The sequence below is a fragment of the Novosphingobium sp. TK71 genome, from assembly GCF_055361505.1.
In genome coordinates this window covers 1142004-1155386 of the sequence record NZ_CM143962.1, presented here as the reverse complement: position 1 = coordinate 1155386, position 13383 = coordinate 1142004, and the positions used below count along the sequence as shown (strand labels likewise).

Annotated in this window: 12 protein-coding genes; 11 read left to right on the top strand and 1 reads right to left on the bottom strand. The window is 61.8% G+C overall.

Annotated elements, in window-relative coordinates; all coding sequences use genetic code 11:
- Positions 1-43: 43 nt before the first annotated feature.
- The 11 genes from radA (at position 44) to rnr (ending at position 12842) form a co-directional block, all read left to right on the top strand.
- Positions 44-1417: a DNA repair protein RadA gene (radA, locus tag ACXJ16_RS05210; RefSeq protein WP_185997417.1), complete on the top strand. Its 1374-nt coding sequence runs from the start codon at positions 44-46 to the stop codon at positions 1415-1417.
- A 10-nt stretch (positions 1418-1427) separates the two neighbouring features.
- A complete protein-coding gene (locus ACXJ16_RS05205) occupies positions 1428-1949 on the top strand; it encodes a CvpA family protein (RefSeq protein ID WP_185997416.1) in 522 nt (173 codons plus the stop codon).
- Positions 1949-2368, top strand: coding sequence for an iron-sulfur cluster assembly scaffold protein (locus tag ACXJ16_RS05200; protein WP_324695100.1), 420 nt, complete (start codon positions 1949-1951; stop codon positions 2366-2368). The genes ACXJ16_RS05205 and ACXJ16_RS05200 overlap by 1 nt, the downstream gene beginning before the upstream one ends.
- 59 nt (positions 2369-2427) lie before the next feature.
- Complete coding sequence (locus tag ACXJ16_RS05195; RefSeq protein ID WP_324695102.1) at positions 2428-4056, top strand: MFS transporter; 1629 nt, start codon at positions 2428-2430, stop codon at positions 4054-4056.
- Complete coding sequence (gene alr / locus ACXJ16_RS05190; RefSeq protein WP_324699043.1) at positions 4046-5089, top strand: alanine racemase; 1044 nt, start codon at positions 4046-4048, stop codon at positions 5087-5089. The genes ACXJ16_RS05195 and alr overlap by 11 nt, the downstream gene beginning before the upstream one ends.
- 95 nt (positions 5090-5184) lie before the next feature.
- A complete protein-coding gene (gene phaR / locus ACXJ16_RS05185) occupies positions 5185-5742 on the top strand; it encodes a polyhydroxyalkanoate synthesis repressor PhaR (protein ID WP_054438930.1) in 558 nt (185 codons plus the stop codon).
- 53 nt (positions 5743-5795) lie between these two features.
- Positions 5796-7379 (top strand): proline--tRNA ligase, encoded by a 1584-nt coding sequence (gene proS, locus ACXJ16_RS05180; RefSeq protein ID WP_420719838.1) that lies wholly within the window; start codon positions 5796-5798, stop codon positions 7377-7379.
- An 18-nt stretch (positions 7380-7397) separates the two neighbouring features.
- A complete protein-coding gene (locus ACXJ16_RS05175; protein WP_132468796.1) occupies positions 7398-7982 on the top strand; it encodes a DUF805 domain-containing protein in 585 nt (194 codons plus the stop codon).
- Positions 7983-8022: 40 nt separating this feature from the next.
- The gene (locus tag ACXJ16_RS05170; protein ID WP_324695108.1) at positions 8023-9363 is read left to right on the top strand and encodes a M20/M25/M40 family metallo-hydrolase; all 1341 of its coding nucleotides are present in this window, start codon (positions 8023-8025) and stop codon (positions 9361-9363) included.
- 288 nt (positions 9364-9651) lie between these two features.
- Positions 9652-10527 (top strand): sulfite exporter TauE/SafE family protein, encoded by an 876-nt coding sequence (locus tag ACXJ16_RS05165; protein ID WP_054438935.1) that lies wholly within the window; start codon positions 9652-9654, stop codon positions 10525-10527.
- Positions 10528-10589: 62 nt separating this feature from the next.
- Entirely contained in the window at positions 10590-12842 is a 2253-nt protein-coding gene (rnr, locus tag ACXJ16_RS05160) for a ribonuclease R (RefSeq protein ID WP_324695110.1), read from the top strand.
- Between the two features lie 51 nt (positions 12843-12893).
- Here the strand turns inward: rnr and ACXJ16_RS05155 are convergent, their stop codons facing one another.
- On the bottom strand, positions 12894-13349 hold the full coding sequence (locus ACXJ16_RS05155; protein ID WP_132468799.1) for a universal stress protein: 456 nt from the start codon (positions 13347-13349) through the stop codon (positions 12894-12896).
- Between the last annotated feature and the right edge of the window lie 34 nt (positions 13350-13383).

The window sequence follows — 13383 nt, the reverse complement described above, 5'->3', positions numbered from 1 at the left end:
AAGGCAATTGCGTTCTCATTCCGTTCCAGATACCCGGAACCTCATGGCAAAGCCCAAACGTCGATATGTCTGCCAGTCCTGCGGGGGAGTTTCCAGCCGCTGGCAAGGCCAATGCGCCGATTGCGGCGAGTGGAACACATTGGTCGAGGATGCGCCGCAAACGGTGTTTTCGTCCAAGCATGATCTGTCTTCGGGCGGCCGTCCGATCCAGTTCACGCCGCTCGATGCCCCCGGCGAACTGCCCAAACGCCGCGCGAGTGGATATGCGGAATTCGACAGGGCTCTGGGCGGAGGTCTTGTCCCGGGCTCCGCCATCCTGATGGGCGGCGATCCGGGCATCGGCAAGTCGACGCTGTTGCTTCAGGCTTCCGCGCATATCGCAAACTCGGGTGGCAGCGTCGTCTATGTAAGTGGTGAAGAGGCGGCAGGGCAGGTCCGGCTGCGGGCGGAGCGGCTTGGCCTATCGAAATCCCCGATCCTGCTGGCTTCGGCAACTTCGGTACGGGACATTCTCACCACGCTGGGCATGATGGATGCGCCAGCCCTGCTGGTCATCGATTCGATCCAGACCATGCATTCCGATTCGATAGAGGGCGCTCCCGGCACAGTCAGCCAGGTGCGCGGCTGCGCGTTCGAATTGATCCGGTACGCCAAGGAAAACGACGTCACGCTCGTGCTGGTCGGTCACGTTACCAAGGATGGTTCAATCGCCGGTCCGCGCGTCCTTGAGCACATGGTCGACGTGGTAATGAGCTTCGAGGGTGAGCGTAGCCATCAGTACAGGATCCTGCGCAGCCTGAAGAACCGGTTCGGCCCGGTCGATGAGATCGGGGTCTTTGCCATGGAAGGGGCGGGTCTGACCGAAGTCGGCAATCCTTCCATGTTGTTCCTGTCCGGTCGCGATCAGGAAATGCCCGGGAGCGCGGTTTTCGCTGCCATGGAAGGCACGCGGCCTGTGCTGGTCGAAATCCAGGCGCTGATCGTGCGACTCCAGAGCGGGGCGACTCCGCGGCGTGCGGTAGTGGGGTGGGATTCGGGACGCATGGCGATGCTGCTTGCGGTTCTGGAAGCGCGCTGCGGGCTCAACTTTTCCAGTGCCGAAGTCTATCTGAACGTCGCCGGCGGCTATCGGCTTGCCGATCCGGCCGCCGATCTGGCCGTGGCTGCGGCGCTTGTTTCGGCACTGGGCGATCGCCCGCTACCGAAGAATGCCGTCTGGTTCGGCGAGGTTTCGCTGGCAGGAGAAATCCGGCCGGTTTCCCATTCATCTATCCGTCAGCGCGAATCGGCCAAGCTTGGATTCGGGCGCGCGATAGGTCCGGCAGGCGGTGCAAAAGCGGAATCCGCCAAGGACATCGACTTCACCGGACTTGCGATGCTGCCCAATCTCGTTGACCGTATCCTGGGGGATGCCTAGTTCGTAGCTTATGACCGGTTTCGATATTGCTGTTCTGGTGTTTGTCGGCGTGGGGGCCGCCACCGGGTTTCTTCGTGGTTTCGTGCAAGAGATACTGGCGCTGGGCGCCTGGGTCTTTGCGGTGTTTGCCATCCGCGCTTTCCATGAGCCGGTGTCGCTCCTGCTCGAGCCCTATTCCGGCACGGGATCGGCGACACCCGTCCTGGCATTCGCGCTTCTGCTGCTGGTTCCGTTCTTTGCCGTAAAGCTGATCGCAGGCTGGGCAGGCAAGCGGAGCCGCGCGTCGGTGCTTGGCCCGATCGATCGCGTGCTGGGTTTCGGTTTCGGGGCGGTGAAGGGCATGATTATCGTGGTTCTCGCGTTTTCGGTGCTGGTGCTTGGTTATGACACGATCTGGGGTGCAGGCGGCCGGCCGGACTGGATAAAGCAGGCGCGAACCTATCCGTTCGTCAACGCGAGTAGCGAAGCGCTCGTCAAGATGATTGCCGAACGCCGACACGAAGCCGCAGCAAGCGAAGCGGCAGACAATTGATGTCGACGGCAGTGCTCTATACGCCAGAAGTCCTGGGGCTAGCCGTTCAATTGGCGGGCCACCCCTGGGACGAAGCACTGTCGCTGAAGGCAGAGGCGCGCTCGCAAAGCTGCGGCAGCACGATCGCGCTGGGTCTCGACCTGGACGCTGAAGGCAGGATCGTGCACGTGGGGGTCCGCAGCCAGGCCTGCGCGATCGGACAGGCTGCCGCTGCAATTTTTTCAGACGCTGCAATCGGCCGGACTTCTGCACAAGTGCATGATGCGGCTGCGAAAATTACACGGTGGTTGGCGGGTGAGGAAGGTCTTCCCGATTGGCCCGGCTTTGTTTTGATCGCTGCTGCGCGTGATTATCCGGCACGCCATGGTGCGGTCATGCTCCCTTGGAAGGCGGCGACGCAGGTTCTTCCCATCGGCTGAAAGCGCGGTTAGATCGCGTTGACGGATCTCGAAATCGGGACCGGCGGGGGAAGATCGAAATGGCAGAGGTAGCACCTGGGAAACCGGTTCAGCCGAGCGTGTCCGACATCAGGCTGGTAATAGCCGCGTCCTCGATGGGCACGGTTTTCGAGTGGTACGATTTTTTCATTTACGGCACGCTTGCTGCGGTTATCGGCAAGACCTTCTTTCCTTCCGGCAATGCGACTTTGGAGACCCTGTTGGTCTGGGCCGGCTTCGCCGTGGGCTTCGGGTTCCGGCCGCTTGGTGCGATCCTGTTCGGATATCTCGGCGACAAGTTGGGTCGCAAGTACACGTTTCTCGTGACGGTCACACTGATGGGCGTGGCGACAGCCGGCGTGGGCCTTATTCCCTCCGCCGATGCCATAGGCTGGGCGGCTCCTGCGATTATCCTGGTGCTCCGCGTGCTGCAGGGGCTCGCACTCGGCGGGGAATATGGGGGCGCCGCGATCTACGTGTCCGAGCATTCGCCGCCGAACAGGCGCGGGTTCTACACCGGCTTCATTCAGGCCAGCGTCGTCGGAGGTTTCGTGCTGAGCCTGATCGTGGTGCTTGGCTGTAAATCGGTCATGAGCCCAGCCCTATGGGAGGCGTGGGGCTGGCGCCTGCCATTCATCCTCAGCCTCGCATTACTGGCGATATCGCTCTGGATGCGCCTCAAGCTATCGGAAAGCCCGGTCTTCAAGGCGATGCGGGCGCAGGGCGAAATTTCCGGTAACCCCTTTATCGAAAGTCTCACTTACCCCGGTAACAGGAAGCGGATTTTCATCGCTCTCTTCGGGATCGCCGCCGGACTGACCGTGATCTGGTATACCGCGATGTTCTCCGCTCTGAGCTTCCTCAAGGGAGCCATGCGCATGGAGGACAGGCCGGCGGAACTGATCGTTGGTGCGTCCGCGGCGCTGGGCATGGTCTTCTTCGTAATATTCGGCAGCCTGTCTGACCGTATCGGTCGCAGGAAGCCGATCATATGGGGCTATGCCCTGACCTTGCTCCTGCTGTTTCCCGCTTTCTGGTTGATCGGGAGTCATTCCAATCCCCAGCTTGCGCATGCGGCTCGGGAGGCGCCGGTCTTCGTTGTCGGGCCTGACTGCAGCTACAATCCCTTCGATATCGAGCAGAAGTCGAACTGCGGGAAATTGCTTGGAGATCTCGCCGGAGCGGGCGTGACCTATCGCCTGTCCGCCGCGCCGGAGCTTGTCTTGCAGGTCGGCGGCAAGGCGCTTCCGCTCGAAACCTATCCGTGGGGCGACAGGAAAGGCCGAGGCGCTGTCCTGCAGGGATGGCTGCGCGAGGCGGGCTACGATTTCGCCAAAGTCACGCCAGGCGCGCGAGATGCCGTGACGATCGGAGTTGTGCTAATCGTGCTGATGGCCTTGTCCGGTGCCACTTACGGTCCGGTAGCGGCCCTGCTTTCGGAAATGTTTCCGCCGCGCATCCGGTACAGTTCGATGTCCATCCCCTATCACATCGGGACGGGCTACTTTGGCGGTTTCCTTCCGCTGATTTCCAGCTACATGGTCGCGAGCAGCGGCAACCCCTATCAGGGTCTCTGGTATACGTGGGGTGTTGTCGCGATGGCCCTCGTCGTCTCGCTGTGGGGGCTGCGAGGCGGCCCTCCGCGCGATTATGGTGACGATGCTTCCTGAAGTTCCTGCTTCCGCCCTCCGCCTCTCCTTTGATGGGGAGGCCCTGAAATCAAACTGGCAAGCGCTGGACCGTCTTTCGGGAAGTGCACTGGCAGGGGCGGCGGTGAAGGCCAACGGTTATGGTCTTGGCGCGCGCGAAGTCGTGCCGGTCCTGCGGGAGGCTGGTTGTCAGGATTTCTTCGTAGCTCATTGGGGTGAAGCCGCCGATCTGCTCGACTGTATCGGCTCTGCCGGTCTTTCCGTTCTGCACGGCCCGCTTAGTGCAGGGGATGCCGCCTTTGCCCGTGCAACAGGAACGGTTCCGGTGATCAATTCGATTGCGCAGGCCCGGCGCTGGATCGAATGCGGCGGTGGGCGTTGCCATTTGATGGTGGACACCGGGATGAACCGTCTCGGCGTTTCGCTTTCCGAACTGGGTGACGAGGCGGTCGAAGCGCTGGATGTCGACATCGTGCTATCGCATCTCGCATCGGCCGAGGAAGAAAGCGATCTTAACGAACGGCAGCGGCTTCGCTGGCGGCAGGCGCTCGGACAAGTGCGTCATGAACGCGCCAGCCTTGCCAACAGCGCCGGGATTGCACTTGGCAGCGCTTACCACGGGGACATCACGCGGCCGGGAATCGCGCTTTACGGCGGCGTGCCACGGGCGGAGATGGCGGACGATCTCAGGCAGGTGGTCCTGCCGGAAGCGGCCATCCTTCAGGTGCGTTCGGTCTCCGCCGGAGAAACGATCGGCTATAATGCTACGTATGAGGTTACCTCCCCCATGCGCGTGGGAACCGTCGCGCTGGGTTATGCCGACGGCTATCTGCGGTGCTGGTCGGACAGGGGTGTGTTCCGCGCCGGGGGACACGTATTGCCAGTGCTCGGCAGGGTCAGCATGGACATGACCGTAATCGATCTGACCCATGCTCCTGAACTGGGAGAGGGCGATTGGGTCTCCGCAGACTATGCACTTCCCGAGGCTGCTGCAAAGACGGGATTGTCGCAATACGAACTGCTCACGCTTTTGGGGCGCAGGTTCGGTCGCTAACGCGATTAACCCGGAGTTTTGCTGCGCAGCAATTTGTGTTGCGTTGCGACAACACCGGGTGGTAACATGTTGTCATTCTGGACTGGGGATTGGCAATGGCTGAAACGGCGTCGCAGGACGACAACACGGTAATCATAAAAAAGTACGCAAACCGTCGTCTCTACAATACACGTTCCTCGAGCTACATCACGCTCGATCATCTTGCGAAGATGACCCGTGAAGGTGTCGATTACAAAGTGCTCGATGCCAAGAGCGGTACCGACATTACGCACACGATCCTCACGCAGATCATCATGGAGGAGGAATCCAACGGAGAGCAGATGCTTCCGGTGAATTTCCTTCGCGAACTTATCAGCATGTACGGCAATTCGATGCAGTCGCTGGTTCCGCACTATCTCGAAGCTTCGATGGACAACTTCCGGGCCAATCAGACGAAGCTCCACAAGGCTTTCGAGGACAGCCTCGGCAACAACCCGTTGGCGAAGCTGGCCGAACAGAACATGGCGATGTTCAAGGCCGCCGCCGCCGCGTTCATGCCGGGAGCGGAAAAGCCCGAGCCCAAAGCCCCTCCAGCCGGAGAGGCAGGCGATCTTTCGGCACTGCGCGATCAGATGGCCGAAATCCAGAAGAGGCTTGACGCGCTGGGCAAATAAGGGTCTGCGCATGGTCCTTCGCGGCGCGAACAAGGCGCCGCGAATTGCCTTGAATGCAACGGATGGTCCGTCGCATCGCAGATCAGGAAGAAGCAATCGTGTCCGCCATTCGTCACGCCCTCTCGACCAAGCGCGAGGACGACTTCGCCCAGTGGTATCAGGAAGTCATTTCCGAGGCCGAAATGGCCGAGGAATCGGGCGTTCGCGGATGCATGGTGATCAAGCCGTGGGGCTACGGTATCTGGGAGCGCATCCAGCGCCTGATGGATGACCGCATCAAGGCTGCCGGCGTCACGAACTGCTACTTCCCGCTGTTCATTCCGCTTTCGTACTTCGCCAAGGAAGCCGAGCACGTCGAAGGCTTTGCGAAGGAAATGGCGATTGTCACTCACCATCGCCTCGTCGGTGACGGCAAGGGCGGCCTTGTGCCCGATCCCGAAGCGAAGCTGGAAGAACCGCTGATTGTCCGCCCGACTTCGGAGACGGTGATCGGCGCTGCCATGGCGCGTTGGGTGCAGTCCTGGCGCGACCTGCCGCTCATGGTCAACCAGTGGGCCAACGTCGTACGCTGGGAAATGCGCACCCGCATGTTCCTGCGGACGAGCGAATTCCTTTGGCAGGAAGGGCACACTGCCCACGCCGACCGTGACGATGCCATGATCGAGACGCTGCGTGCGCTCGAGATGTATCGCGACTTTGCCGAGAACGAGCTGGCCATGCCGGTGATCGCGGGCGAAAAGCCTGAGAATGAACGCTTCCCCGGCGCGGTCGCGACTTACTCGATCGAAGCCATGATGCAGGATGGCAAGGCGCTTCAGGCGGGCACCTCGCACTACCTGGGGACGGGCTTCGCCGAAGCGGCAGGCATTCAGTATCAGGACAAGGAAGGCACCCAGCAGTACGCGCATACGACGAGCTGGGGCACTTCCACGCGCATGGTCGGCGGTGTCATCATGACGCACGGCGACGATGATGGTCTTCGCGTGCCGCCGATGATCGCGCCGCACCAGATCGTCATCCTGCCGATGCTGCGCGACAACGACGAAGACGCAGCATTGCTCGCTTACTGCGAGGAACTCCGCAAGGCGCTCGTCACGCAATTCGCACTTGGGGAACCGCTGCGCGTCCTGCTCGACAAGCGTCCGGGCAAGGCGACCCAGAAGCGTTGGGCCTGGGTCAAGAAGGGCGTTCCGCTCATCCTCGAGATCGGCGGCCGCGATGCTGCCGGCGGGCAGGTCTCGATGCTGCGCCGCAACAAGCTCTGGAACGAGGCGGCCAAGGCTAACTTTGCTGCCATGGCGAAGGAAGATTTCATCGCCCGCGCGGCCACAGAAATCGAGGATATCCAGACCTCGCTCTTCGCCGAGGCGAAGGGCAAGCTCGATGCGAACATCTCGCGCGCTGCGAGCTTCGACGAACTTGCTTCCTTCTTCTCGGAAGGCAAGCGTTATCCGGGCTGGGTCGAGGTCGAATGGTCGCGGCCGACCGGTGCCGAACTCGAAGCCGTGGTGCATAAGCTGAAGGCGCTGAAGCTCACCATCCGCAACACCCCGCTGGACGCTGCGCCGGTCACTGGCCCTTGCGTATTCTCCGGAGAGCCGGCGGTCGAGCGGATCTACGTCGCAAGGTCCTACTGATCTGAAGGGGAAGAGGGCGTGCTGGGATCGATCAAGTACAACCTGTCGAACCTGTTGAACTTCAGGGGACGTGATGCCCGCCAGACGTTCTGGCTCTACGTCCTCTTCCTCGTCGTCATCCAGTATCTCGTCGGCATGGTCATGGCCATGCCGATGATGGGTGGAATGATGAAAGGCGCTTTCAGCGCCGCTCAACAAGGTGCCACTGCGGCCGACATGCAGGTCCGCCTGATGGCCCAGATGGCCGGTTACATGAGGACGTCGATGACGGTGTCCTCCATCGTTTCGGTTCTGGCCGGCCTCCTGCTGATGGCCGCTTTCGCCCGCCGCCTGCACGATTCCGGGAGGCCGGGCTGGATATCGGTTCTGACGTTCCTGCTCTCACTCTCTTCGAAGGCGATTGTCTGGTCGAAAATGAACGAGATCGTTTCGACTATGCGCACCGTTTCGCCGGAGAATTTTGAAACGGCATTCGCGATGCAATCGAAATTGGTGGGCGCCAGCCTGCTCGGTTACGCGGCCATTTTGCTTGTCATCGTGTTCGGCGTATGGCCTTCCAGCCCAGGGACCAATCGCTACGGACCTCCGCCGGTTCGCGTCTGACCTCTTGCCAACCCGGATATCCGGCGTGACAAGCGCGTACATGAACAAGCTTCTGGCCGCGACTGCGCTTTCCGCCTCGATCATTTACGCCGTCCCCGCTTCAGCCGGTGATTCGGCCGAAGTTTCCGAAGGCCGGATGCGCGCCGATGTGGAAAAACTGGTGTCCTTCGGCACCCGCCACACGCTTTCATCGGATACCGACCCAAAGCGCGGGATCGGCGCGGCCCGGCGCTGGGCCGCCGACGAGTTCCGCAAAACCTCCAAGGCTTGTGGCGGTTGCCTCGAAGTCACCATGCCGGAAGCCATTGTGAGCGGTACGCGCATTCCGACGCCAGTCAGGATGGTGGACGTGGTTGCGATACAGCGCGGTACCGAACGGCCCAATGAAGTGGTGATCGTCCAGGCTCATATCGACAGCCGCGTGACCGATGTGATGGACATCAAGAGCGATGCACCGGGTGCCAATGACGATGCTTCAGGCACCTCGCTCGTTCTCGAGGCCGCCCGCGTGCTGTCCAGGCGAAAGTTTCCGACCACGATCGTCTACGCCGCCCTTTCGGGCGAGGAGCAGGGGCTATATGGCGGCAAGCTGCTGGCGGAGTACGCCAGAAAACAGGGCTGGACTGTCAAGGCCGTCTTCAACAACGATATCGTTGGCGGCACTCATGGTTCCGACGGCCTCGTGGATGATCGGCATGTGCGCGTGTTTTCCGAAGGGCCGCGTGCCGACGCAACGGACAAGACACGCGCTGATGCCCGCCGTTTTGGTGGTGAAAACGATAGTCCCGGCCGCAATATCTCTCGCTACATTGCCGCTCTGGCAGGAGGCGTTCAGGATGATCTCGCGGTTCGGCAGGTCTGGCGCGCCGACCGTATGGGGCGCGGCGGCGATCAGATTCCGTTCCTGGAGCAGGGAAATCCGGCGGTGAGATTCTCGGTCGCGATCGAGGATTATGACCATCAGCATCAGGACCTGCGCACCGAAAACGGCGTGAAGTTCGGCGATACCATCGATGAGATGGATTTCCCCTATCTCGCCAAGGTCACGCGCCTCAACATCGCAGGTCTGGCTGCGCTCGCCAGCGCACCCATGCCACCGGAGCCGGTGGCGGACGCCGCGGTCAAGACCTGGACCGACGTGACCTGGAAGGCAGTGGCGGGGGCTGCCGGCTATTCGGTATGGCGCCGACGCACCGATGCGCCGGAATGGGAAGCGCAGCCGTTGGTGGCGAAGACTTCGCAAACCAGCGTGAAGCTTGAAGGACTGCGCGGCGACGACTGGATACTCGGCGTAAGATCGATCGCGGCTGACGGCAGCGTCAGTCCGATTGCAGCCGCCGTTCCGGGCGGGGGTTTTACTCCGCTTGCGCAATTGCCTTGAAACGGATGTTTCAGGCATTGCCGAGGGAAGATCCGATGCGTCCAATTCGGTTGCCAATGCCTGCAATCGGGAGTGTGCTGACCGAGGATGGTGCATTCTCGGTTCGCAGCTCGCGGATAGGCTTGTTATGCAGCAGTGATGCGGGAAATTCGGGCTGAAGGGGATCTGGATGACAATCGCAAGGCCGGGGCACAACCCGGGATATATCGCAACAACTTGCCATTATCGCTTGCCAAAGCGTGGGAATATCTGGACGGCGCCGTTATCCAAGGGAAACGGTAAGCGATCATGGGCCTGACACAACATTTCGACCTGTTGCATGCCTTGGCCGGTATGCTGGTGGGTATTTTGGTGGGGCTGACCGGGGTTGGCGGAGGCTCGCTCATGACGCCGCTGCTGGTGCTTTTGTTCGGCGTAAGCCCGCAGACAGCGGTAGGCACCGACCTGTTGTTCGCCGCGGTGACCAAGATCGCCGGTTCCGCGGTTCACGGCAAGCGCAACACTGTCGACTGGACGATCGTGCGCCGCATGGCTTGCGGCAGCGTGCCGGCAGCCATCGTAACTCTCGGTTTCCTGTCGTACTTCGGCAAGATCGGCAATTCCACCGAACATCTCATCATGATCTCGCTGGCGGTCCTCCTCGGCCTGACGGCGGTGGCGGTTGTCTGTCGGAAATGGCTGCTCAAGTTCGCGCATGACATTAATCCGGACCAGCCCCGCTCTCGGGTCGTGGGAGGGACGGTGCTGCTCGGAGCGGCAATCGGCGTTGCGGTATCGATTTCGTCGGTAGGAGCGGGCGCGATCGGCATGACTGTGCTGCTCATGCTCTATCCCAAGCTGCCCGTCGCCCGCATCGTCGGCTCCGATATTGCCCATGCCGTGCCGCTGGCTCTTATCGCCGGCGTGGGGCACTGGTTTATCGGTGATGTGGACTTCGGACTTCTGGCGGTATTGCTGCTGGGATCGATCCCCGGGGTCATTCTTGGAAGCTACCTCTCGTCCCATGCGCCGGACAGGATTCTGCAGCCTCTTCTGGCCTGCGTTCTCGCCGTTTCCTCCTGGCAACTGTTCCTGAAGGCCAATTCGGCAGACAAGGCGCTGCCAACGCCGGCAACAGCCCATGCCGCAACAATCGAGGGTGAAATTCCCGAACAGCACCCGTGATGACGGCGCCGCAATGATGCGGCGCCATTGCAATAAGCCCTGAACGGGCGCATGGCGCTGTCATGCCTCCCAAGAACCGGCCCGAGCCTGGCCTGCCGACACGCCAGCAAATCCTCGATCTCATTCAGAATTCGTCCGACCCCGTCGGCAAACGCGAAATTGCGCGTGAATTCGGCTTGAAAGGGCAGGAGAAAATTCAGCTCAAGTCGCTGCTGAAGGACATGGCCGAGGAAGGCCTGATCGACGGCAAGCGCACAGCATTTCATCGGATGGGCGGTATGCCCAAGGTCACTGTTCTTCGCGTGGTCCAGATCGAGGAAGGCGAGGCGATCGCCATTCCCGACACCTGGACACCGGACGATGCAACGCCGCCACCGCGCATTCGCCTGGTGGAGAAGGGGCGTGGTTCAGCGCTCAAGAAGGGCGATCGCGTACTTTCGCGCACCGAGGAAACTCCCACCGGGTGGCGCGCCTGGCCGATGAAGAAGCTCACCCTGCGATCCGAGCAGCTTCTCGGGGTCGTCGAGATCGACGGTGCGGGCAAGCCATGGTTGGCACCTGTTGACAAGCGTGTCCGCAGTTCTGCCCCGATTTCCGACCTTGGCGGCGCCGAAAAGGGCGAGTTGGTTCTGGCCGAACCGATCGGGCGATCCGCGCGTCCATCGGTGAAGGTCACGGAAATCCTGGGCGAGCCACTGGCGCCCAAAGCGTTCAGCCTTATCGCCATTCACAAGCACGGTATCCCGAACCGCTTCAACGAAGAGACCATCGAGGAAGCCGAGGCCGCGGCGAAGATGCCGCTCAGCGCCGAGAAGCGCGAAGACCTGCGGCATCTGCCGATAGTCGCCATTGATCCTTCGGACGCCCGCGACCATGACGATGCGATCTGGGCCAAGCCGGACGGCGAGGGCGGATTCGATGCACTCATCGCCATCGCCGATGTCTCTTTCTATGTGCGGCCGGGTGGTGAGATTGACCGCGAGGCGCGGCGGCGTGGCAATTCGGTCTATTTCCCCGACCGCGTCGTGCCGATGCTGCCCGAAGTGCTCAGTGCCGACGTGTGTTCGCTGCGCTCGGGAGAGGACCGCGCGGCCATGGCGTGCCACCTCAAGATCGATGCACAGGGGAAGGTCGTTGGTTGGCGGTTCACACGCGCGCTCGTCCGCATCCATGAAGTGATCGCTTACGAGGAGGCCCAGGCAAGCATTGATGAAGGCCGTGCCGAATCGCACCTTCAGGATCTGTGGGCTTGCTGGAAGGTGCTCGCCCAGGCGCGCAGCGACCGCGATCCGCTCGAACTTGAACTGCCCGAGCGCAGGGTAAAGCTGGACGATCAGGGCCGCATTGCCGAGATCGCCCTGCGCGAGCGTCTCGACGCGCACCGCGTGGTCGAGGATTTCATGATCTCCGCCAACGTTGCAGCAGCCAAGGCCCTTGAAGCCAAGGTTGCGCCGGTGGTCTACCGTGTCCATGAAGTGCCCAGCCGTGAAAAGCTCATGGCGCTGAAAGACTATCTTGCCACCTTCGGGCGCAAGCTTTCGCTTGGGCAGGTCATCACGCCGGGCCTGTTCAACCGCATGCTCAAGGACATCGCGGATGAGAGCGAGAAGGCGCTCATCATGGAAGCGGTGCTGCGCAGCCAGACACAGGCCTATTACGGGCCGCGCAACGAAGGTCACTTCGGCCTCGCGCTCGGTTCTTACGCCCATTTCACGTCGCCGATCCGTCGCTATGCCGACCTTCTGGTCCACCGCGCGCTGGTCGATGCCTATGGACTGGAGCAACCGGCGCCCAAGGGCAAGATTCCCGCGACCTCCGGCTTGTCCGAGCGCGACCGTGACGATCTCGGCCGCGTCAGCGAGGCCATCAGCGCCGCCGAGCGCCGCGCCATGGAGGCCGAGCGCGAGACGATCGACCGATACGTTGCGGCATGGCTTTCCGCCCGTGTCGGTGATGTGTTCGACACGCGCATCACCGGAGTTCAGAAGTTCGGGTTCTTCGCCACGATCATCGGCCTTGGTGGCGATGGTCTGGTGCCGGTTTCGACTCTGGGCGCGGAACGCTTCTCTTATGACGAGAAGGCACAGATTCTCGAAGGCGAAAGCACGGGCACCACTTATGCAATGGGCCAGATCCTGCGGCTGCGCCTGGCCGAGGCCAATCCGCTTACCGGTGCGCTCAAGTTCGAGCTGGAAGAGGGTGGCGGCCGTATCGAGCCGCGCGGCAAGCCCCAGGAATTGAAGAAGAAGGGCAAGCACTTCGTCGGCAAGCGCGGGCGGCCCGGCAACATTCGGCATCAGGGGCGCAGGAAGTAGTCGGTCGTTTCGTCCCGGATTCGCTTTGGGACGAACGCCGCTTTTGCGATCCTAGCTCAGGCGCTCGATCGCTTCGGCATCGAGGGTGCCGGGAATCACGAAAACGGGGCAGGGCATCTGCCCCAGTCCGGCGCCGGTGAAGTGCGCAACGAGTGGGCCCGGCCCGCCTTCCCGGGCGGCGCCGAGCACGAGTGCCGAGACCTCGGCGTGCTCTTTCAGGTACTGCCGCACGATCTTGATGTCCTCGCCCATGCGGACCGAGATTACCGGCATCTTAGCGCCTTGTGATAAAAGGTTGCCGGCGGCGGCCGTCACCAGCGTTTCCGCACGGGCGCGGGCCTCTTCCTCGATGGTAGCCTGAACCCCCCCGAAGGCATTGAACGGCTGGGGCGGCACGAGGGCCAGCAGATGCAGTGCACCATCGGTCTTCGCGGCGCGGCGCGCCGCGAATTGCAGCGCCACCAGCGCTTCTTCCGTTTCGTCGACGATGACCAGGTAGATGCGCATAGTGTTCCCTCTTGAACACGGGTTATCGGGCTAT

What these genes read in the sequence shown, in the direction of transcription:
- proS (WP_420719838.1), top strand. Translation starts at nt 5,796, where the DNA reads ATGCAACGGATGGTCCGTCGCATCGCAGATCAGGAAGAAGCAATCGTG.
- ACXJ16_RS05195 (WP_324695102.1), top strand. Translation starts at nt 2,428, where the DNA reads ATGGCAGAGGTAGCACCTGGGAAACCGGTTCAGCCGAGCGTGTCCGAC.
- ACXJ16_RS05200 (WP_324695100.1), top strand. Translation starts at nt 1,949, where the DNA reads ATGTCGACGGCAGTGCTCTATACGCCAGAAGTCCTGGGGCTAGCCGTT.
- phaR (WP_054438930.1), top strand. Translation starts at nt 5,185, where the DNA reads ATGGCTGAAACGGCGTCGCAGGACGACAACACGGTAATCATAAAAAAG.
- rnr (WP_324695110.1), top strand. Translation starts at nt 10,590, where the DNA reads ATGCCTCCCAAGAACCGGCCCGAGCCTGGCCTGCCGACACGCCAGCAA.
- alr (WP_324699043.1), top strand. Translation starts at nt 4,046, where the DNA reads ATGCTTCCTGAAGTTCCTGCTTCCGCCCTCCGCCTCTCCTTTGATGGG.
- radA (WP_185997417.1), top strand. Translation starts at nt 44, where the DNA reads ATGGCAAAGCCCAAACGTCGATATGTCTGCCAGTCCTGCGGGGGAGTT.
- ACXJ16_RS05205 (WP_185997416.1), top strand. Translation starts at nt 1,428, where the DNA reads ATGACCGGTTTCGATATTGCTGTTCTGGTGTTTGTCGGCGTGGGGGCC.
- ACXJ16_RS05170 (WP_324695108.1), top strand. Translation starts at nt 8,023, where the DNA reads ATGAACAAGCTTCTGGCCGCGACTGCGCTTTCCGCCTCGATCATTTAC.
- ACXJ16_RS05165 (WP_054438935.1), top strand. Translation starts at nt 9,652, where the DNA reads ATGGGCCTGACACAACATTTCGACCTGTTGCATGCCTTGGCCGGTATG.
- ACXJ16_RS05155 (WP_132468799.1), bottom strand. Translation starts at nt 13,349, where the DNA reads ATGCGCATCTACCTGGTCATCGTCGACGAAACGGAAGAAGCGCTGGTG.